Here is a 21,057-nt window from a genome sequence, read left to right as displayed (position 1 = left end):
TTTTTTTTATTTTTGATAAGTTACAATTTAAAACAATTTAAAAACGATGAAAAGCCCATTAACCCAATTAGAGCAATTAGTATTAACTTCAAAATCGAAAGGTTTTTTAAGAGAAATAGGTAGGTGGTGTTTTTTCTTTTCCATCTTAGGATTTATAAGTATTTTACTATTTGTGGTAGTTGCTATTTTAATGGGTACTGTGTATGCACCCATGTTAGATATGGCAACTCAAGCTCAAGGTATTTCTAATATGGGTACCTATTTAATGGTAGTTTATTTACTAGCTGCTGTGCTTTATATTTTTCCTGTAATTTATTTATTTAAATTTTCAAGAAAAATAAAAGAAGCTTTAGCGACTAAAAATGATGATACATTAGCAGAGGCTTTTGGAAATTTAAAATCTCATTTTAAGTTTATTGGAGTATTAACTATAATCGTTATTTCTTTATATATACTTTTATTTGTGTTTTCTGTTTTTGCAGGCTCTCTGATTTAAAAATTTGAATTAATGCTTGATTTTTATTTTTAGTGGTGTCTTTTTTCTTTTTGCCAAAAAGATTACCTAAAACACCTTTAATTTTATCGGTTGTATCCTCTTTTTTTGCGGAGTCTTTTTTTATACCTAATAAATCTGTCAATTTATTTTTTCCTTGGTTTATCAAACTTTGTTTTTGTTTTTCAACCAAATCTTTTACTAAGTTAGAGGTAGCATCTTTAATGTTTGTTGAAAAATTAGGGCTACTAAAACTACCAGTTAAATTCGCTTTTACAGGTACACTTTTTATACTGGCTGCATCTTTTGCTGATAATTTTGATAAAATAGTAGTAACCTCTGTACCTAAGTATTTTACAGGTACATCAAACGTAATATCATAGTTCATTACATTATTAAAAGTATGGTTTCCAGAAATTTCCATGCCAACATCTTTATATTTTAAAGGAATTGGTTTTACATTTACTTGCCCATCTTTAAAGGCAAAATAGGCGTTAATACCATCTAAATTTAGTTTACTGATATCTAAAAAGTTGATTTTGTTATCTAATAAAGACAAGGCTTTAGAGTTGTCTTTATTAATTTTTGGATCTAGTAGTTTGCCAAATAAATTTCCAGAAATGGTTTTTAAATCTGGGGTCATATCATCCTTTAAATTTCCAGAAACTGCAATTTTAGAATTTACTTTTCCGCCAATTGTTTTGGCAATAGGTGCTATAGATTTTAACATCTCTAAAGTGGTAAAAGATTCAGAAATATTTAAATTATCCAAATTCAAATCCATTTTAAAGGTAGCAGTTTTACCTTTGGTAGATACATTGCCATCAAAACCAATTTTACCTCCAAATACATCAGATTGTAAATTTTGCAAGTTTACGGCTTGGTCTTTTACATAAATGGTTCCTGAAACATTTTTTAGGTTGATGTTGTCGTACGTTACATTTTTTGCATTTGCTACAATTTTACAATTCAGAAAAGCAGGAATTTTTAGTTGTCTATTTTCTGTTGTGGTTTCTGAAGATGCAGGTTCTTCTGTGGTTAAAAAATCATCAACTTTAAAATTGTTAGATTTTAAATTAAAGTTTCCTTTTAACTTTTCATCATTAAATAAAAATCCGTAGAAATTATCTAAGCCACCTTTTACTGAGATGTCTGAATTCCCTGTTTTTGCATCAAAATCTCTTAATTCAATAGCGTTTGTGTTAAAACGGATTTCAGTTTTGTTGATGTAAAAAGCATTCGCTACATCTTTACTATCATATTTAAAATTATCAACACCTATGGTTCCTGCATTCTTAATGTTTTGATATAATCCTTTTTCAATAGCATTCATATCAAAACTCGATGTAACATCCGCAGCTAACATACCTGCCAATTCTTGTTGAATTGGTGCTGGATATACTTTACCAATATTTGCCAAATTCATTTTCCCTTTGGCTGATAAACGAATTTTTGGGTTTGTGGTTAAATTGGCAATGGTAGCATTGGTTGCAAATACATCATCATCAATTTTAAAAGTCAAATTATTTACGTTTATATAGGTATCTTTTGTAAGACCTGTTTTGTTAACAATTTTGGTATCGATATTAATATTTTGCACTGCTTTTGGTAAATCAGCATATTTAAACATTGCATTGTTTGATGTAAAAGAAATATCAAAAGCCGGAATTGTAGTTGTAGATAAAGTTCCTTTTACAGTTCCTTGTAAATCGAAATTCCCTTGGGTTTGTATGGTGCTTAAATTCCCAGAATATTGTTTGGGTAATAAAGCCAGTAAGTTTTTAAAATCGGAAGTTGGTGTTTTAAAATTGATGTCGTATAACTGATGTTCATCAAACAATTGAATAAATCCATCAAAGTGTAAAGGTAGCTGATTAATGTAACCTGTATTTTCTTTAAACGAATATTTACTGTTTTTTAAATCGATACCTAAAACAGCATTTAAAGAAATGGCAACATCGTGAATGTAGTTTATATTATCATAATCAAATGATAAAATTGCTTCAGATTGTGTGTCTAAATCTAAAACATCTGCAGCAAAATTTCCTTTTCCATTATGGTTGATTTTATTGAGATGCAATTGCATATTAGAGCCTTTATCTATATAGTTAAAAGCCATATTTTTTAACGCGTATTCTTGAATGTCTAAAGAAAATGGTTCATTAGTAGTTTCTGGAGCGGTTTTTTCGTCAGACTGAATGGCAATGTCAAAATTTCCATCGCCTTTTTCATTAAAGATGATATTTACAAATCCATTTGATGTATTTATACTTTTCAGTTTTAGGGGCTCATCAGCACTTTTAAAAAGTTCTGTTATATTCATACTTAAATTTAGTGCATTGGCTTTGTAAAGCGTATCACCAACAAAAGGAGCTTTATTGGCAATAACTACATCACTTATTGCAATGCTTGCTGACGGAAAATCTCTAAAAAAACTTAAATTGGTTTCAGAAAAAGAAAAAGTTGCATTAATATTGGTATTGATTGTTTTTGTAACCAACTGCTCAATTTTATCCTTAAATAAAAAAGGTGCAGAAAATAAGCCAATTATTAAAAAGAGTAAGGTAATTACACTCCATTTTAAAATTCTTTTGCCAAGAGGTTTTTTTTTCTTTTCATTCATAATTAATAGGTTCTTTAGTATCGGTTTACAAAGTTACTTTATTTAAAAAATCATCTTTGTTTATTTGATGTTAAATGTAACTCAAAAAAAAATCCAACCTTATTCAGATTGGATTTATATAATTAATAGTTTTCGTTTTTAAACTCCAAATAACTCATTTACCCGTTCTTGCATTACTTCTTGGTCTTGAAAAGCATCCCATCCAATTTTACTAATAAGCCATACAATAGTTAATAAAAATACTAGATTTAAAATTATACCAATAATACCTGTTATTTTACCAGCCTTTGCACTACCTGCACCTTTAAAATTATCAGGGTCAGTAGCATTTACTTTTAATGCTTTGTTTCCTAAAATAAATGCAATAATACCTAAAGGCAAGCCAATGACACCATAACATAAACAAGTTAAAATTGATAAAATTCCTAGTACTAAAGAAACTGTTGCATTGGGTAAATTTTTTCTTTCCATTTCTAATTTTTAATTAATAAATATTGGTTTCATTTTATTTACATAACTAACAATTACTATAGCTACATTTATAAAAGCTAAAGTAGTAATAATTCTTTTTCCTTTAGCAAATTTGAATTTTAAATTCAATAGAAAAAAAACAAATAGTAGTAAAAGCGTATATATTGCAGGATATAAATGGTAGGCTTCTATAAAATTTCCTTTACAAACAAGTACTAATGCTCTTTGAATACCACAACCTGGGCAATCTAACCCAAAAAGATACTTGTTTAAACAGGGTATCATAAAATCTTCAATTTCAAATCCCATTTTTTTATTTAAAAGGATTCATTCCAGGAATATTAGGCATTCCACTTTTGGCAGCATTTGCCATTTCAACTTCATTAATGTTAGACGCTTTTTCTAAAGCTTTATTTAAAGTAATGATTAAATAATCTTCTAACTCTTCTGCATCATTAAGCAAACTTTCATCTATTGTTATTTTTTTTATTTGTCTGTTGGCAGTTAAAGTTACATTTATTTTTTTATCAGAAGAAGCTTCATCCACCAAAACAGTGTTTAATCTTAATTTTGTTTTTTCTACTTCTTCTTGTGCCTTTTTCAATTTGTCCATCATTCCAGATAAGTTTCCAAACATCGTGTATCTTTTTAATTGTTAACAAAACAAAATTACAAATTTCAAAATAAAATAGTTATCCTATAAACCATGATAATATTCAGTTTTGAATAAATATTATATGCTACTTTTGCAAACGCTTGTAAAAATGATATTCTTATGATGAAAAGTAGTGATGCAAAACCACCAATTGCAGATAAAATTCCAACAAAATTAGAAAAACATAATGATGTTAGAATAGATAATTATTTTTGGATGCGTTTGTCTGACGATCAAAAATTAGCTCAAGTTAAAGACGATCAAACTCAAAAAGTAGTAGATTATTTAGAGGCTGAAAATTCATATTATAATGCTGTAACAGGTTATACCCAAGAATTTCAAGAAGAGTTATTCAACGAAATGAAAGGTAGAATTAAAGAAGACGATGCATCTGTACCCTATAAAAGCAATGGATATTATTATATTACTCGTTTCGAAATTGGGAATCAATATCCAATCTACAGTCGAAAAAAAGAAACTTTAGAAGCTGAAGAAGAAATTATATTTGATGTAAACCAATTCGCAAAAGGATTTGATTACTTTAAATTAGGAGGCTTAAACATTTCGCCAAACAATAAGTTGGCTGTTTTTGCAACAGATACTGTAAGCAGAAGGCAGTATTTTTTACGAATTAAAAACCTAGAAACAGGAGAAATTTATAAAGATATTATTGATAATACAACAGGTGGATCAGTTTGGGCAAATGATAACAAAACAATTTTTTACACCAAGAAAGATCCAACTACATTGCGAAGTTCTAAAATATACAGGCATGTTTTAGGTACACCAACCTCAGAAGATGTAGAAGTTTATCATGAAAAAGACGAAACTTTTGGTACTTATGTAACCAAATCAAAATCAAAAAAATATATTATCATTGGTTCGTACAGCACCCTTTCTACAGAAGCTCAGTTTTTAGATGCTGATCATCCTACAGGAGTGTTTACCATGCTTCAAGAAAGGCAACCTGATTTAGAATATAATGTTGCGCATTATAAAGATCATTTTTATTTGTTAACCAATAAAGACAATGCTACCAATTTTAAATTGATGAAAACTTCTGTTGATAAAACAGCTAAAGAAAATTGGGTAGATGTAATTCCTCATAGAAAAGATACCTTATTAGAAGATTTCTCTATTTTTAAAGACTATTTGGTTCTTGAAGAACGTACAAATGGTTTAAATAAAATAAGAATAAAACGTTGGGATGAAACCGAAGATTACTATTTGCCTTTTGATGAAGAAACATATGCTGCAAACGTATATGGTAATCCAGAATTTGATACAAATGTAATACGTTATTCTTACAATTCTTTTACAACACCAAGTTCTGTAATCGATTTTAATATGGATGATAAATCCAAAGAAATTAAAAAAGAACAAGAAGTTTTAGGAGGTAAATTTAACAAAGAAAATTACAAAAGTAAAAGAGTTTGGGTAACTGCCAGAGATGGTAAAAAAGTAGCCATTTCACTAGTTTATCATAAAGACACAAAGCTCGATGTAAATACACCGCTTTTACAATATGCTTATGGTTCTTATGGATATACCATTCCTGATAGTTTTTCTACAACACGTTTAAGTTTATTAGACAGAGGTTTTGTGTATGCGTTAGCACACATTAGAGGTAGTGAATATTTAGGACGCTCTTGGTACGAAGATGGTAAAATGTTAAACAAGAAAAATACATTCTACGATTTTATAGATTGTTCTAATTTTTTAATTGACCAAAAATATACATCAGCCAAGCATTTATATGCAATGGGTGGCTCTGCAGGTGGTTTATTAATGGGCGCTATTGTAAATATGAACCCTGAATTGTATAATGGTATTATTGCTGCTGTACCTTTTGTTGACGTAATTTCTACAATGTTAGATGATAGCATTCCGTTAACCACTGGGGAATATGATGAATGGGGAAACCCGAATGAAAAAGAATATTACGATTACATAAAATCGTATTCTCCTTATGATCAAGTTGAATCAAAGGCCTATCCAAATATGTTAGTAACCACAGGGTATCATGATAGCCAAGTACAATATTGGGAACCTGCAAAATGGGTGGCCAAATTACGTGAGTTAAAAACGGATAATAATGTTTTATTATTGCATACCAATATGGAAGCTGGTCATGGTGGTGCTTCTGGTAGATTTGAAGCTCTAAAAGAAACGGCTAAAGATTACGCTTTCTTTTTGGCATTAGAGCATAAATTAAAGTAGCATTTAATTCAGGCGAAATCAATTTTGTAATTCAAATAGGTTATGTACTTTTGCAACTCATTACAAATTAAAAATTAGACGTCATTTTAAGCTTTTTTGAAGCAATCGAATACTAAAAGATTTCTTCATCGTTTTTAACCTTAAAGATGTTTTACTTTTTAGAATCTTAGAATGACAAGAAATCAAGGAATTAACAATACTATTTTAGATTTGGTTGGAGAAACACCTTTGGTGAAACTTCAAAGAGTAACCAAAAAATTAAAAGGTAAATACTTTGCAAAATTAGAAGCATTTAATCCTGGGTTGTCTCAAAAAGACAGAATTGCTTTGCACATTGTTGAGAATGCTGAGAAAAAAGGGATCCTTAAAAAAGGAGCAACCATTGTAGAAACTACTTCTGGTAATACAGGCTATAGTTTAGCAATGATTGGTTTGGTAAAAGGCTATAAATGTATTTTGGCTGTATCAGATAAATCTTCTCAAGATAAAATAGATTTATTAAAAACCATGGGTGCAGAAGTACATGTTTGTCCTGCAAACGTTCCTGCAGATGATCCAAGGTCTTATTACGAAGTTGCTAAAAGAATTCATAAAGAAACTTCAAATTCGGTATACATTAATCAGTATTTTAATGAATTAAATACAGAAGCACATTATAGAACCACTGGTCCAGAAATTTGGGAACAAACCAAAGGTAAAGTAACGCATATTGTAGTTGCAAGTGGTACAGGAGGTACTATTTCAGGAACAGGAAAATACTTAAAAGAGCAAAATCCTAAAGTAAAAGTATTAGGAGTAGATGCTATTGGCTCTGTTTTAAAAAAGTATCACGAAACTGGAGAACTAGATTTAAATGAAGTGTCACCTTACAAAATTGAAGGTTTAGGTAAAAATTTAATTCCAACTGCTACTGATTTTGATGTAATTGATATTTACGAAAAAGTAAGCGATAAAGACGCTGCTTTTGCATCAAGAGAAATTGTAAAAAAAGAAGGTATTTTTTGTGGTTATACTTGTGGTGCTGTATTACAAGCTACTAGACAATACGAAAAACAAAGTTACTTTAACAAAGACAGTTGTGTTGTACTTATTTTTCCAGATCATGGATCTAGATATATGAACAAAATTTATAACGATGCCTGGATGAAAGAGCAAGGCTTTCTTTAAAAACTAAAACTACTTAACAATTTGATTAACTGCAAAAAAAGCGGTTAATTTGCACTTCGAAACAAAATCAAAAAAAACGATTATGGTGAATGATTTATTTGATAGAATAATTGCAGATAAAGGACCTTTAGGAAAATGGGCAGATAAGGCAGAAGGATATTATGTTTTTCCTAAATTAGAAGGGCCAATTTCGAATAGAATGTCGTTTAATGGTAAAAAGGTAGTTACTTGGAGTATTAACGATTATTTAGGTTTGGCAAATCATCCAGAAGTTTTAAAAGTTGATGGACAAGCAGCTTTAGAGCATGGAATGGCGTACCCAATGGGTGCTAGAATGATGTCTGGCCATACACCTTTGCACGAACAATTAGAACGTGAATGTGCAGAGTTTGTAAACAAAGAAAAAGCATATTTGTTAAATTTTGGTTATCAAGGTATCATGTCTGCAATAGACGCTTTGGTAACTAAACATGATGTTATCGTTTACGATATAGATACTCACGCTTGTATTATAGATGGTGTTCGTTTGCACGCAGGTAAACGTTTTGTTTACAAGCATAATGACATGGAGAGTTTTGAAAAAAACATCAAACGTGCTAAAAAAATGGCAGAAAAAACTGGTGGAGGAATTTTAGTGATTTCTGAAGGTGTTTTTGGAATGCGAGGAGAGCAAGGACGTTTAAAAGAAATTGTAGCGTTTAAAAAAGAATATAATTTTAGACTTTTAGTAGACGATGCTCACGGATTTGGAACGTTAGGAGAAGGAGGAAGAGGTACAGGTTTTGAGCAAGGTGTACAAGATGATATTGATGTGTATTTTGCAACTTTTGCAAAATCAATGGCTGGTATTGGAGCTTTTTTGGCAGGAGATAAAGATGTAATTCAATTTTTACAATACAATTTACGTTCTCAAATGTTTGCAAAATCTTTACCAATGGCAATGGTTAAAGGATCTTTAAAACGTTTAGATATGATACGTACCATGCCAGAATTAAAAGAGAAATTGTGGGAAAACACAAACGCTTTACAATCTGGTTTACGTAACGCAGGTTTTGATCTTGGTACAACACAAACTTGTATAACACCTGTGTTTTTAAAAGGTGATATTCCAGAAGCAATGGCCATGGTAAATGACTTGCGTGAAAACCATGGAATTTTCTGTTCAATTGTGGTGTATCCAGTAATTCCTAAAGGATTAATTATTTTAAGATTAATACCAACAGCAACACACACACAAGAAGATATAGATGAAACCATTACTGCTTTTTCTGCAATTAGAGAAAAATTAGAAAACGGAACGTATAAAAAAATAGCGGCAAGTATTGCCTAATTTATTTATATTTAAAATAAAAAAACCGAGCAGTAATGCTCGGTTTTTTTATGGAATTATTATTTTGATTTATTTTGCAGGTAAAACTTTACCTATACATTCGCCAAAACCAATACGTACTTTATCATTTTTACAATGTGCACGCATAATTACAGTATCATTATCGTTAATAAATTTACGGGTTGTGCCATCTTTTAATTGTATAGGATTTTTTCCTTTCCAAGTCAATTCTAACATAGAGCCATAACTATCTTCAGTTGGTCCAGAAATGGTTCCAGAACCCATCATGTCACCAGCTTCAACAGGACAACCATTTACAGTATGATGTGCCAATTGTTGTGCCATGGTCCAATACATATATTTAAAATTAGAATTAGCAACAATGGTTTCCTCTCCATTTTCTGGTTGAATGCCAACTTGTAAGTTAATATCGTAACTACCTTTTCCTTCTTGTTTTAAATACGGTAAAGGCTCATAAACTTGCGCAGGATTATCTACTCTAAAAGGCTCTAAAGCATCTAAAGTAACAATCCAAGGAGAAATGGTAGAAGCAAAACTTTTCCCTAAAAATGGTCCAAGAGGTGCGTATTCCCAAGCTTGGATATCTCTAGCAGACCAATCGTTAAATTGTACCAAACCAAAAATATATTCTTCGGTTTCTTCAATAGGTATTCTATCACCTAAAACATTGGCATCAGTGGTAATAAATGCCATTTCCAATTCAAAATCTAATAATTTTGAAGGGCCAAAACCAGGGGTTGTACTTCCTTCTGCAGGTTTTGTTTGTCCATAAGGTCTTCTAATAGGTGTACCTGAAGGAATAATAGACGAACTACGACCATGATAACCAATAGGTATGTGTAACCAATTTGGTAACAAAGCATTTTCAGGATCTCTGAATAAAGAACCAACATTGGTAGCATGTTCTTTACTTGCATAAAAATCAGTATAATCACCAACAGCAACAGGTAATAACATTTCAACTTCATCCATTCTAAAGATAATTTTATCTTTATGGTTGGCATTATCTCTTAAAGCACCATTTGTAACATCAAAAACTTCTGCAATTCGGTTACGTACTAATCGCCATGTTTTACGGCCATCTGCTATAAAATCATTTAAATTATCTTGTAAAAAGATATCATCTGTTAGTGGTATACCATCAAAATAACCTAATTGATGAAACGCACCTAAATCTATTGCATAGTCACCAATTCTACTTCCTATAGTAATGATATCATCTCTGGTGATAAAAACTCCAAAAGGGATATTTTGAATAGGAAAATCGGAATGCTCTTTTACTTTTAACCAAGATTTTCTTTTAGGATTATTTGCTGTTATGATCATTATAAGGATTTTTATTTTTCTCAAACCTACATAATTTTTTATCAAAAAAAAATAAATTTTCTATGAAAAATTCAATTTTAAGATTACTTTAATCTATTCAAATTGATTATTAATAAAATGTTGAAAACATCAACAAAATACTTTCTTTAAGTACTCGATTTTAATTATTTTTGGCATATTAATTAATAATAGCAATAATGCAAATAGATAATCAAATTTTTGACCTTATTCAGGAGGAAAAAGAAAGACAATTAAATGGTTTAGAGTTAATCGCTTCAGAAAACTTTGTAAGCGATCAAGTAATGTTGGCACAAGGCTCTGTATTAACCAACAAATATGCAGAAGGATACCCTGGAAAAAGGTATTATGGTGGTTGTGAAATTGTGGATATTGTAGAACAAATTGCCATAGACAGAGCCAAAGAATTGTTTGGTGCAGAATATGTAAATGTACAACCACATTCTGGTTCTCAAGCAAATACGGCTGTTTTTGCAGCGTGTTTAAAACCTGGTGATAAAATTTTAGGTTTTGATTTATCTCATGGTGGGCATTTAACACATGGCTCTCCTGTAAATTTTTCAGGTAAATTATACAATCCTGTTTTTTACGGAGTTGAGAAAGAAACTGGTGTTTTAAATTATGATAAAATTCAAGAAATTGCAACCAAAGAGAAGCCGCAGTTAATTATAGCTGGTGCCTCTGCTTATTCTAGAGATATCGATTTTAAGCGTTTTAGAGTAATTGCAGATTCTGTTGGTGCTATTTTAATGGCAGATATTTCACATCCTTCAGGAATGATAGCTAAAGGAATTTTGAATGACCCAATTCCTCATTGTCATATTGTAACTACTACAACTCACAAAACATTACGTGGGCCAAGAGGAGGAATGATTATGGTGGGTAAAGATTTTGATAATCCGTTTGGTGAAACGTTAAAAAGCGGAAAGCCTAAAAAAATATCTACGTTATTAAATTCTGCAGTTTTTCCAGGTAACCAAGGTGGACCTTTAGAGCACGTTATTGCTGCTAAAGCGATTGCTTTTGGTGAAGCATTAACAGATGAGTTTTTAGAATATCAAATTCAAGTAAAAGAAAATGCTGCTGCAATGGCAAAAGAATTTGTGGCAAAAGGATATAATTTAATCTCTGGAGGAACAGATAATCATTGTATGTTGATTGATTTACGTAACAAAAATATTTCTGGTAAAGATGCTGAAATTGCTTTAGGTAAAGCAGATATTACTGTAAACAAAAATATGGTTCCTTTTGATGATAAAAGTCCGTTTGTAACTTCAGGAATTCGTGTAGGTACTCCTGCAATTACTACAAGAGGTTTAAAAACTGAAGATATGAAAGCGGTTGTTGATTTTATTGATGAAGCAATTCAAAATGCAGATAATGATGAGGCTTTACACGATATTGGTGAACGCGTTTCTGAGATGATGGGTTCTCGCAGATTGTTTGTGATGTAAGTTCTATTTTCTTTTTAAATAATAACACCACTTTGTTGAAAGTGGTGTTTTTTTTGCAATATTTTTAAATTAAAGACAAAATTATAAAACCGATTAAAGAGGTTACAAAGGCGGTTAACAATATTGGGCCAATATTTTTATTTAATATTTTTGTGTATTTATCTACTCCTGCAACTGCAGCTGCAGAAATAATATTAAATAAGCAGATGGCGTTACCAAGAGAAGCACCATTTAATTGCATTGCTAAAATTAATTCTGTAGAGAAATTTAAATTTTCTGCAGAATTGTACTGAACAGAACCAAAAATAATGTTAGAAACAGTGGTGCTACCAGTAATAAAAGTACCCATTACACCAATAAACGGACTAATTAAAGGATATGCATTACCAGTTTTTGCAAATAGTTCAGACATAGTATCTATCATAGAAGGCATTGCTGTACCACTAGACAACATTAATTGGGTAATACCCAGTGAAGGAAATAAAATTAAAAAAATACTTAACGTTTTGTTTAGTACTGGTTTTAACTTCATTTTATGGTTTTTACCCAAAAGAGCTGCACAAAGCGAAGCAATAGCAAAAGGGAAAAGCGGAGATCTAAAAGGTTGAAATGATGCACTTACATCAGAATTAAACATATTATCAAACGATAATTTAAAAGAGATTAAAGGCTCAATAGCAGTTACTATTTTGGGTATCAATAGTAATACAACCAATACTCCATAAGGTATCCATGGTTTCCAATCTAATTTTTTATTTGTAAAAAAGAAAAAATACGAAAAAGCTCCCATAAAAGTAGCTGAGATAACCCCTGTAAGTTCTTGAAGAAAAAATGATAAAACAACAAAAGGTAGGGCAACACTAAAATACAATTTCCAACTATATGCAGAAATTTCTGGATGTTCTTTCACCACAAAACGTTGAATAAAATATAACAATATAGCACCAGAAACAAGCATAAAACAAGATGCATAAACGTAAATTAATTTAACTTGAAATACCCCCAACTCTAAAGAACCTTGAAAACCAGCAATAACAGGTGTACCAATTGCACCAGTTATGGCAAACAAACCATCAATTAACAACACAACAACAATAGACAAAATTGGAGAAAAACCTAAAGAAATTAATAAAAGAGGAACAATAGCTCCTGGAGTACCAAAGCCAGCAACACTCTCAAAAAAAGCAGTTAAAAAGAACGCCAAAAAATAAAATTGAAAGCTCGTATTATGATGCGCTTTTTTTAAAGAACTTTTTATTTGTTCAATAAAACCAACTTCTTCCATATTAGAATGTAGCAATAATGCCCCAAAAACAATCATTAAGATTGAAATTGTATTTATAAAAGCAGATATTAAAGCAGCAGGAAAAGCAATTAGTTTACTATCCCAAATAAAAAATAAAATGGTTGTAATTATAAAGCCAGAATAAATGCCCGCTTTTACACCTTTTAATAAACTAATTGAAAGTAGCACCAATATAGGTGTTAGAGATAGAACTGAATAAAGAGTACTCATAAAACTGATTGTTTAAAAAAGCTCAATCATTATTATCATTTAAAACAATAGTTATTTATTTTAATGTTGTGCTTTACAAAGTTCAAAAGTAGTGCTACTAATATTTAGTGATTATGATATTTATCAATTTACCAATTATTGATTGAAAATATTTTATTTAATATTTCTTTTGTAAAAAATGGTATTCATTTCTAAAATATATTTTACACGCTGCACTATTAGCGTTTCTTTTTTTTAAATTTGAAAAAAAACAACATGGATGCATATTTTATAGCAACAGTATTAATTTTTCTTTCTGCAATTTTTGGTTTTATCAATGTTCGTTTTTTAAAATTGCCTAATACCATTGGGTTAATGGTAATGACCATTCTTTTTACACTTGGGGTTTTTCTGTTTAGTTATTTTGATGCCACTTTGTTAAACTTAGAAAAATCAATTATTTCTAAAATAGATTTTAAAACTGTTTTGTTAGATGAAATGCTAAGTTTTTTATTGTTTGCGGGTGCTTTGCATACCAATTTTGAGCAATTAAAAATTCAACGTTGGCCAATACTCTTATTTTCTACTTTAGGGGTTTTAACCTCTACTTTTTTAGTAGGTGGTGCTATTTTTGGTCTTTTACAAGTATTTAATTTTTCGGTAGATTTTATTTATTGCCTTTTATTTGGTGCATTAATTTCGCCTACAGACCCTATTGCTGTATTAGGTATTTTAAAAAAAGCAGGAGTACCAAAAAAATTAGAAACTAAAATTGTTGGAGAATCTTTATTTAATGATGGAGTAGGTGTGGTTGTATTTTTAACAATTTTTCAAATTGCACAATCTGGTATAGATGATGAAACAACATTTAATGTATTTAAGTTGTTTGGTCAAGAAGTTATTGGAGGTGTAGCTTTAGGTGGAATTTTAGGATATATCTGTTATAAATTGATGAAAGCTATTGATGATTATGATATTGAAGTTATTATAACTTTAGCAGCAGTGATGGGAGGCACAGTTATTGCACATAAATTGCATGTTTCTGCTCCTTTAGCCATGGTTACAGCAGGTTTAATAGTAGGTAATGATACTGTTCGCTCTTCTTCTATGTCTAAAATTACAGAAAAATACGTTGATAAATTTTGGGAACTTTTAGACATTCTTTTAAATGCAATACTATTTGTTTTGATTGGTATGGAAATGCTGGTTTTGGTTTTTGATGGCAAGTATATTGCTGTAGGATTAATTGCGATACCTATTGTGCTACTTTGCAGATACATCTCTTTATTTTTACCAATTAATATTTTTGCTAAAAAATTAGAGTTTGTACCAAAAACCAATTTAATTATGACTTGGGGTGGTTTACGAGGTGGAATTTCAATTGCACTTGCACTTGGATTATCATCAGAAATGCACAGAGATTTATTTTTAGTGATTACTTACATTGTGGTTGTTTTTTCTATAATAATTCAGGGCTTAACAGTTGGTAAATTGGTAAATAAATTTAAAGTATAAAAAAATACCAAAAAATTAATTTCGGTATTTTTTATTTTATTGCAAAATGTTTACCAATTTTTAATTTCTTCGGCAATTTCATCTTTGGCTTTTCCATATTTTTCTTGGATTTCTCCTATCAGTTTTTCTTTTTCTCCTTCAGTTTTAACGGAGTTATTATTAGTGATTTCACCATATTTTTCTTGAAATTCACCTTTAATCTGTTTCCACTTTCCTTCATTTGTGTCTTTATTCATAATTTAAATTTTAAATGTTAATAATTATTGCTTTTCAAGTTCAAAACTTATTCATTTTGAATTTTATCAGCAACCTTTTTATTCGATTTGTTTGTTGCAGAATGTGTCTGCTTCTCTAATTTATCCTTATCAATGCCCTCTAATCTATTTTTGGATGCATCTTGATCTTTATAATCATCATCTTTAACGGTTCCTTTTAAAGGATGAAGCTTATCTTCGGGTTTATCTTCAGCATTTCCTTTGGTTTTATTTTCGGCACTTTTAAGTTTATTTTTTCTGTCCGTCATTTTTTTATTTCATTAGTTTTTCTAAGATTTTTTTCTGTAAATTATCTCTTCCTTCTTTCATTTTATCTACCTCTTCAATACTTTTACCAATTAAAATTTCTTCATTTTCTTTATCTTTTTCCTTTTTTACAATTTTAGTATTCTCGGTTTGTATGGTTTGTTTTCCTGAAACATTTTTAGCAACGCCATCCGTTTTTTCATCTGTAAAAAGTTTTTCTGTATGTTTTGTTTTCATATCTATAATTGTTGATTTTAAGTACACTACAAATGTATGAGGATAATACATGTTTGGTTAACGTCATCGATTGTAATGTTAACTCATTAGCTAAAATCATATTAATAAAACTAAATGATAGGTTACTTTTTAGACTGATATTTATCATAGTTAAAATCTAAAAATATTACGTACTTAGCTGTTATACAATATCTTTACTTATGGGTTCACAATCGGTTATTGCAATAAAAACACAGAAAGATCGTAAAGATTTTATTAAAAATGTATTAAATGATCTTGAAGCATTTCAATATATGCTAGAGCATAATTTGTTTGAAAAAGGTATTGTAAGAGTAGGTGCAGAGCAAGAAATTTGTATTGTAGATAAAGACTATAGACCTTCTACTAAAGCATTAGAAATTCTGAAAGAAATAAACGATACGCATTATACAACAGAGCTTGCACTTTTTAATTTAGAGATCAATTTAGATCCTTTTGAATTGAAAAAGAATTGTTTTACAGAATTAGAAAATCAACTTACAACACTTTTAGAAAAAGGTTATAAAGCGTCTGAAACCATAGAAAATAACAAATTAATTCTTACAGGAATACTACCAACACTCAGAAAAAAAGACCTTGTTTTTAAAAACATTACTCCGTTTAAACGTTACAAAACTTTAAACAATGTAATGAAAAAGATAAAAGGGAAAGATTTTAAGCTGTACATGCAAGGTGTTGATGAGTTGATTGTAAAACATAAATCTATTTTATTTGAAGCTTGTAATACCAGTTTTCAGGTGCATTTACAAATTAGTCCAGAAGAGGCAATAGATAAATACAATTGGTCGCAAGCTATTGCTGGGCCTTTGTTATCAATAATGACAAATTCTCCTTTACTTTTAGGGAAAGAGTTATGGAGCGAAACTAGAATTGCTTTGTTTCAGCAAAGTGTAGACTTAAGAAATAAAGGTCATATTTCTAGAGAACAAAAATCTAGAGTTTCTTTTGGCACAGATTGGGTAAAAACATCAATTTTAGAACTTTTAACAGATGATATTTCTAGATACGAACCCATTGTAACTTCTCAATTTCAAGAAGATTCTTTGCAAATGGTAAAAGCGGGAATTATTCCAAAACTTAAGGCGTTAAATTTACATAATGGTACTTTGTATAAATGGAATAGATTGTGTTATGGTGTTTCTGAAAATGTAGCTCATTTAAGAATAGAAAATAGATATATTCCTGCAGGACCAAGTGTTAAAGATGAAATTGCAAATGCTTTGTTATGGATTGGTGTAATGCAAGGAATGCCAAAACAGTACGAAAAAATATGGAATAAAATGCCTTTTTATGATGCCAAAGGAAATTTTATAAATGCATCAAGAACAGGTATTAACAGTTATTTTTCTTGGTTTGGAAAAGGAATATCTGCTAAAAAATTATTAGAACATATTTTAATTCCGATAGCAAAAGAGGGCTTGTTAAAATGTAATGTTTACGAGGCAGAAATCGATTATTATTTAAATATCATTCAAAAAAGAATAGACACCAGTACCACAGGTAGCAAATGGTTGATTAGAAATAAACGTAAGTTAAGAAAAGAAGTATCTATGTATGAGGCCAACGTTATTTTAACAGAGCATACGTATAAAAATCAAAAGTTAAATATACCAGTAGCAGAATGGAGTTCTATTGATTTTCATCAAAATGATATCGATAAAAAATACGACAAAGTGTACAAAATTATGACCACAGCTTTGTTTGTGGTAAACGAAAATGATGTATTGCAATTGGCTTTTAAAATTATGGAATGGAAAAACATTCATCATATTCCTGTAATTAATTCCAAAAATGTAGTAATTGGTGTGATAGAAAAGAGAAACTTAGAAGGTATCGATTTTACATCCAATAAATTTAAAAATAAAATCGTTAAGCATTTTATGAATAAAAACTTTAATATTGTGCAACCAGAAGCATCTTATAACAAAGTAAAAAAAATGATAACATCTTCTAATGATTCTTGTATTATTGTAATTAAAGATGAAAAATTAGTAGGAATTTTTACGAAAAGTGATTTAGATAGCATTGAACAAATAAAAAAAGTACATGACAACGCAATTTGAAATTGAATCTTTTAATGAAAAAATTTCTGTTCAAAGAATTTTAGGTCAAATATCTGGTAAAAATGAGGCGCCTACTGTATTGGCTTTTGGTGGCATTCATGGCAATGAAAGAGCTGGAATAAATGCGTTATTAAATGTTTTTAAAACTATAAAACAAGATGATATTCCTTTACAAGGTAATTTTTACGGTATTGCAGGTAACCTTAATGCCATTTCAAAAAACATTCGTTTTCAAAATGTAGATTTAAATAGAATTTGGACCAAAAAAGCGATTTTAAACTTACATTTAGAGGAAAATTTTGATGAAGAAACTTTAGAGCAAAAAGAAATTTATAATATCATAAAATCTATTTTAGAAAAAGAAAAAGGCCCCTTTTACTTTTTAGATTTACATACAACATCAGCAGAAACACAACCGTTTATTACCATTAGCGATTCTTTAAATAATAGAAAATTTACAGCTAATTTTTCTATTCCAACAATTCTGGGTATTGAAGAATTTTTAGATGGGCCTTTATTGACTTATATTAACGATTTTGGTCATATCTCTTTAGGTTTTGAAGCTGGGCAACATGATAAAGAAGCTTCTGTAGACAATTGTATTTCCTTTCTTTGGTTGGCCTTAGTTGCTGCAAATTGTGTAAAACAGAAAGATGTAAAAAAGTATCATTTTTACAAACGCTCTTTGGCCATGTTTAAACAAACACAAGATTTTTATAAGATTGATTATAAATATACCATAAAACCTACTGAAGATTTTAAAATGGTAAAAGGATATCAAAATTTTCAAGAAATTAATAAAAACGAACTTTTAGCGTTTTCAGATGGTAACGAAATAAAGGCCAATTTTCAAGGTAAAATTTTTATGCCTTTGTATCAGCAAAAAGGCAATGATGGTTATTTTATTATATCTAAAATTTCTAAATTTTGGTTAAATGCTTCTAGAGTTTTAAGAAGATTACATTTTCATAATCTTTTAAAACTTTTACCAGGCGTTTCATCAATTAAAACAAAACCGTATACTTTAATTGTAAATCCTAAAACGGCTCAATTTTTAGCCACCGATATTTTTCATTTATTTGGTTACAGAAAAAAAGTTATAAAAAATAATAAATTACATTTTATAAAACGCGATCGTAAAATAACAGAATTTCTGTAGCTTATTGTTTTGCTCTTTCAATAATATTTTCAGGTAAAGACTTTTTAGCTTTTGCGCCCATTTTCTTAAGTTTTTCTACGCTAGTAATGATATTTCCTCTGCCTTCCACTAATTTATTCATTGCGTTAGAATATTCTTTTTTACTATCGTCAATCCGCTTTCCTATACCAATTAAATCTGCCAATAATCCATTAAATTTATCGTACAAAGCACCTGCTTGTCTTGCAATTTCCATGGCATTTCTTTGCTGTTTCTCGTTGTTCCACATAGAATCTATAGTGCGCAAAGTAGCCAATAAAGTAGATGGTGTAACAATTACAATATTTTTTTCAAAAGCTTTGTTATATAGGTGATTATCTGCATTTAATGCAACTGCAAAAGCAGGTTCTATAGGTATAAAAAGCAATACAAAATCTGGCGATTCTATTTGATATAAATCCTCATATTTCTTTGCAGACAATTGCTCAATATGGCGTTTTAAAGAGTTTACATGATCTTTTAAAAATTGTTGTTGTTTCGTTTCATCATCTTCATTAATAAATTGCTCATAAGCGGTTAATGAAACTTTAGAATCCACGATCATTTTTTTGTTGTCAGGTAAGTGAATTACAACATCTGGTAGCACTCTTTTGCCTTCTTCAGTAGTAAAACTTTGCTGTACAAAATACTCTCTATCTTTTTCTAAGCCAGATTTTTCTAACACACGTTCTAAAACCAATTCCCCCCAATTACCTTGCATTTTACTATCACCTTTTAAGGCTTTAGTTAAGTTTAAGGTATCTTTACTCATCTGTTGGTTCAACTCTTTTAAACCCAATATTTGCTGACGTAAAGCAGCATGATAATCGATACTTTCTTTGTGGGTTTTATCTACTTTATCTTCAAAAACTTTAATTTTTTCTTGTAGTGGATTTAATATGTTTTTGATATTTTCTTTATTCTGTTCTGTAAATTTATTCGATTTTTCTTCTAAAATTTTATTCGCTAAAACTTCAAAATCATTGGTAAATTTTTTCTGTAATTTTTCAACTTCGGCTTTATGCTCTTCTAACTTTAGTTGTAAGTTTTTTATTTCTGAATCTTGACGCGTATTTAATCGCAATAAATCTTCTTTTTCTTGTTGGCTATTTTTAATTTCTTTTTGAAGTTCTATGTAATTGTTTTCCACCATATCTTTAGATTGTTGCAATAAATTTACACGTTCTTCTAAAGTAGATTTCTCTTTTTCTACATTGGTTTTTTCTTTTTCGAAGTTTAATTTAGATAAGATTTTTCCGATATAAAAACCTATTAAACTAAAAATCAATGCAATAATAACATAAGCCACAATCTCGTTCATATTATAAATTTTAATACTGTAAAAGTAAGGAATATTATATTTTTCTGTGATAAATAACCCATTTCATACATGAAAATATTGATTTTCTAATAATTTAAAATAAGTTTTAATTTAAAAATAATTAATCCTTAATTTCGTTGATTCATTAAAAAATCAATGAAAACAATAGCTCGATTTATTTTATTCACAATTTTAGGATGGAAGTTTAAAGGCGATTTCCCTAAAGATATTAAAAAATATGTAGTAATTGCTGCGCCTCATACAAGTTGGGTAGATTTCCCCATTGCTATTTTATCAAGAATGGCATCTGGTGTTATGGTTAATTTTATTGGTAAAAATTCATTATTTAAAGGCCCTTTTGGTTTTTTTTTTAGAGCATTAGGAGGCACGCCTGTAAATCGTAATAAAAGTGAAAATTTAGTTGATGCGATTGTTCAAATTTTTAATACCAAACAAGAATTTCGATTAGGATTATCACCAGAAGGAACACGAAAAAAAGTACACCAATGGAAAACAGGGTTTTACTATATTGCTAAAGGTGCAAATGTGCCTATAGTTATGGCAACATTAGATTTTGAAAATAAACAAATAGCGTTTTCTAAACCTTACTATACTACAGATAACAAAGAAAAAGACTTTGCGTATTTTAACAGGTTTTTCTACAATGTTAAGGGGAAAAACCCTGAGTTATCTTAATTTTTTTCTTTAAAAAGATTATTAGAATTATGTTCGCGTACCATTTCTTATCAGTTAAAATGTGGGGATTTTTTATGGATAAAGAAGTGCATAGTTGCATTGTTTCACATTGTTATAACTAGGTCTCCAAAAAGCAATTTTTGGAGATTTTGTTGTTTAAAAAGTATAACTTCAATGAAGTTTTTCAAATTAAAATAATAGATAACAATGCTTTT

General features: G+C 29.6%; 19 protein-coding genes. 9 read left to right on the top strand and 10 right to left on the bottom strand.

Annotation, left to right across the window (positions count from 1 at the left end; all coding sequences use genetic code 11):
- Positions 1-46 precede the first annotated feature (46 nt).
- Positions 47-496, top strand: coding sequence for a DUF5362 family protein (locus SJY27_RS02075; RefSeq protein WP_397446591.1), 450 nt, complete (start codon positions 47-49; stop codon positions 494-496).
- Here SJY27_RS02075 and SJY27_RS02070 read toward each other — a convergent pair.
- The 4 genes from SJY27_RS02070 to SJY27_RS02055 form a co-directional block, all read right to left on the bottom strand.
- The gene (locus SJY27_RS02070; RefSeq protein WP_397446590.1) at positions 438-3,116 is read right to left on the bottom strand and encodes an AsmA-like C-terminal region-containing protein; all 2,679 of its coding nucleotides are present in this window, start codon (positions 3,114-3,116) and stop codon (positions 438-440) included. The genes SJY27_RS02075 and SJY27_RS02070 overlap by 59 nt on opposite strands.
- A 138-nt stretch (positions 3,117-3,254) precedes the next feature.
- Positions 3,255-3,587 (bottom strand): CCC motif membrane protein, encoded by a 333-nt coding sequence (locus SJY27_RS02065; protein ID WP_397446589.1) that lies wholly within the window; start codon positions 3,585-3,587, stop codon positions 3,255-3,257.
- 9 nt (positions 3,588-3,596) lie between these two features.
- Positions 3,597-3,896, bottom strand: a complete 300-nt coding sequence (locus SJY27_RS02060) for a DUF2752 domain-containing protein (RefSeq protein WP_397446588.1) — start codon at positions 3,894-3,896, stop codon at positions 3,597-3,599.
- A gap of 4 nt (positions 3,897-3,900) precedes the next feature.
- Entirely contained in the window at positions 3,901-4,224 is a 324-nt protein-coding gene (locus SJY27_RS02055; protein WP_397446587.1) for a YbaB/EbfC family nucleoid-associated protein, read from the bottom strand.
- Positions 4,225-4,365: 141 nt separating this feature from the next.
- Between SJY27_RS02055 and SJY27_RS02050 the strand changes: the two genes are divergently transcribed.
- The 3 genes from SJY27_RS02050 (at position 4,366) to SJY27_RS02040 (ending at position 8,959) form a co-directional block, all read left to right on the top strand.
- On the top strand, positions 4,366-6,462 hold the full coding sequence (locus SJY27_RS02050; RefSeq protein WP_397447951.1) for a S9 family peptidase: 2,097 nt from the start codon (positions 4,366-4,368) through the stop codon (positions 6,460-6,462).
- Between the two features lie 171 nt (positions 6,463-6,633).
- Positions 6,634-7,629, top strand: a complete 996-nt coding sequence (locus tag SJY27_RS02045; RefSeq protein ID WP_397446586.1) for a PLP-dependent cysteine synthase family protein — start codon at positions 6,634-6,636, stop codon at positions 7,627-7,629.
- Between the two features lie 85 nt (positions 7,630-7,714).
- On the top strand, positions 7,715-8,959 hold the full coding sequence (locus SJY27_RS02040; protein ID WP_397447950.1) for an aminotransferase class I/II-fold pyridoxal phosphate-dependent enzyme: 1,245 nt from the start codon (positions 7,715-7,717) through the stop codon (positions 8,957-8,959).
- Positions 8,960-9,028: 69 nt separating this feature from the next.
- Here the strand turns inward: SJY27_RS02040 and fahA are convergent, their stop codons facing one another.
- Entirely contained in the window at positions 9,029-10,306 is a 1,278-nt protein-coding gene (gene fahA, locus SJY27_RS02035; RefSeq protein WP_397446585.1) for a fumarylacetoacetase, read from the bottom strand.
- A gap of 197 nt (positions 10,307-10,503) precedes the next feature.
- Between fahA and glyA the strand changes: the two genes are divergently transcribed.
- Positions 10,504-11,778, top strand: a complete 1,275-nt coding sequence (gene glyA / locus SJY27_RS02030; protein ID WP_397446584.1) for a serine hydroxymethyltransferase — start codon at positions 10,504-10,506, stop codon at positions 11,776-11,778.
- A gap of 64 nt (positions 11,779-11,842) precedes the next feature.
- On the opposite strand, the gene SJY27_RS02025 is transcribed toward glyA, so the two are convergent.
- The gene (locus tag SJY27_RS02025; RefSeq protein ID WP_397446583.1) at positions 11,843-13,294 is read right to left on the bottom strand and encodes an L-lactate permease; all 1,452 of its coding nucleotides are present in this window, start codon (positions 13,292-13,294) and stop codon (positions 11,843-11,845) included.
- A 255-nt stretch (positions 13,295-13,549) separates the two neighbouring features.
- On the opposite strand from SJY27_RS02025, the gene SJY27_RS02020 reads away from it, so the two are divergent.
- Complete coding sequence (locus SJY27_RS02020; protein ID WP_397447949.1) at positions 13,550-14,788, top strand: cation:proton antiporter; 1,239 nt, start codon at positions 13,550-13,552, stop codon at positions 14,786-14,788.
- Positions 14,789-14,838: 50 nt separating this feature from the next.
- Here the strand turns inward: SJY27_RS02020 and SJY27_RS02015 are convergent, their stop codons facing one another.
- Genes SJY27_RS02015 through SJY27_RS02005 form a run of 3 tightly spaced genes read right to left on the bottom strand, consistent with a single transcriptional unit; the run spans position 14,839 to position 15,546 of the window.
- The gene (locus SJY27_RS02015; protein WP_397446582.1) at positions 14,839-15,024 is read right to left on the bottom strand and encodes a CsbD family protein; all 186 of its coding nucleotides are present in this window, start codon (positions 15,022-15,024) and stop codon (positions 14,839-14,841) included.
- A gap of 47 nt (positions 15,025-15,071) precedes the next feature.
- Positions 15,072-15,311: a hypothetical protein gene (locus SJY27_RS02010; RefSeq protein WP_397446581.1), complete on the bottom strand. Its 240-nt coding sequence runs from the start codon at positions 15,309-15,311 to the stop codon at positions 15,072-15,074.
- 4 nt (positions 15,312-15,315) lie between these two features.
- Positions 15,316-15,546, bottom strand: coding sequence for a hypothetical protein (locus SJY27_RS02005; protein WP_397446580.1), 231 nt, complete (start codon positions 15,544-15,546; stop codon positions 15,316-15,318).
- Between the two features lie 200 nt (positions 15,547-15,746).
- Here SJY27_RS02005 and SJY27_RS02000 point away from each other — a divergent pair, with 200 nt between their 5' ends.
- Complete coding sequence (locus tag SJY27_RS02000; RefSeq protein WP_397446579.1) at positions 15,747-17,648, top strand: CBS domain-containing protein; 1,902 nt, start codon at positions 15,747-15,749, stop codon at positions 17,646-17,648.
- Positions 17,632-18,807 carry a succinylglutamate desuccinylase/aspartoacylase family protein gene (locus SJY27_RS01995; RefSeq protein WP_397446578.1) on the top strand — a complete coding sequence of 392 codons (1,176 nt, stop codon included), beginning with the start codon at positions 17,632-17,634 and terminating at the stop codon, positions 18,805-18,807. The genes SJY27_RS02000 and SJY27_RS01995 overlap by 17 nt, the downstream gene beginning before the upstream one ends.
- Before the next feature lies 1 nt (position 18,808).
- On the opposite strand, the gene rmuC is transcribed toward SJY27_RS01995, so the two are convergent.
- The gene (gene rmuC, locus SJY27_RS01990) at positions 18,809-20,146 is read right to left on the bottom strand and encodes a DNA recombination protein RmuC (RefSeq protein ID WP_397446577.1); all 1,338 of its coding nucleotides are present in this window, start codon (positions 20,144-20,146) and stop codon (positions 18,809-18,811) included.
- Between the two features lie 156 nt (positions 20,147-20,302).
- Here rmuC and SJY27_RS01985 point away from each other — a divergent pair, with 156 nt between their 5' ends.
- The gene (locus SJY27_RS01985) at positions 20,303-20,842 is read left to right on the top strand and encodes a 1-acyl-sn-glycerol-3-phosphate acyltransferase (RefSeq protein ID WP_397446576.1); all 540 of its coding nucleotides are present in this window, start codon (positions 20,303-20,305) and stop codon (positions 20,840-20,842) included.
- Positions 20,843-21,057 lie beyond the last annotated feature (215 nt).

Source organism: Polaribacter sp. R77954 (genome assembly GCF_044595335.1).
Lineage (GTDB): Bacteria > Bacteroidota > Bacteroidia > Flavobacteriales > Flavobacteriaceae > Polaribacter.
The sequence above is the reverse complement of the archived record's forward strand: the minus strand, read 5'-3'. Positions and strand labels throughout refer to the sequence as shown.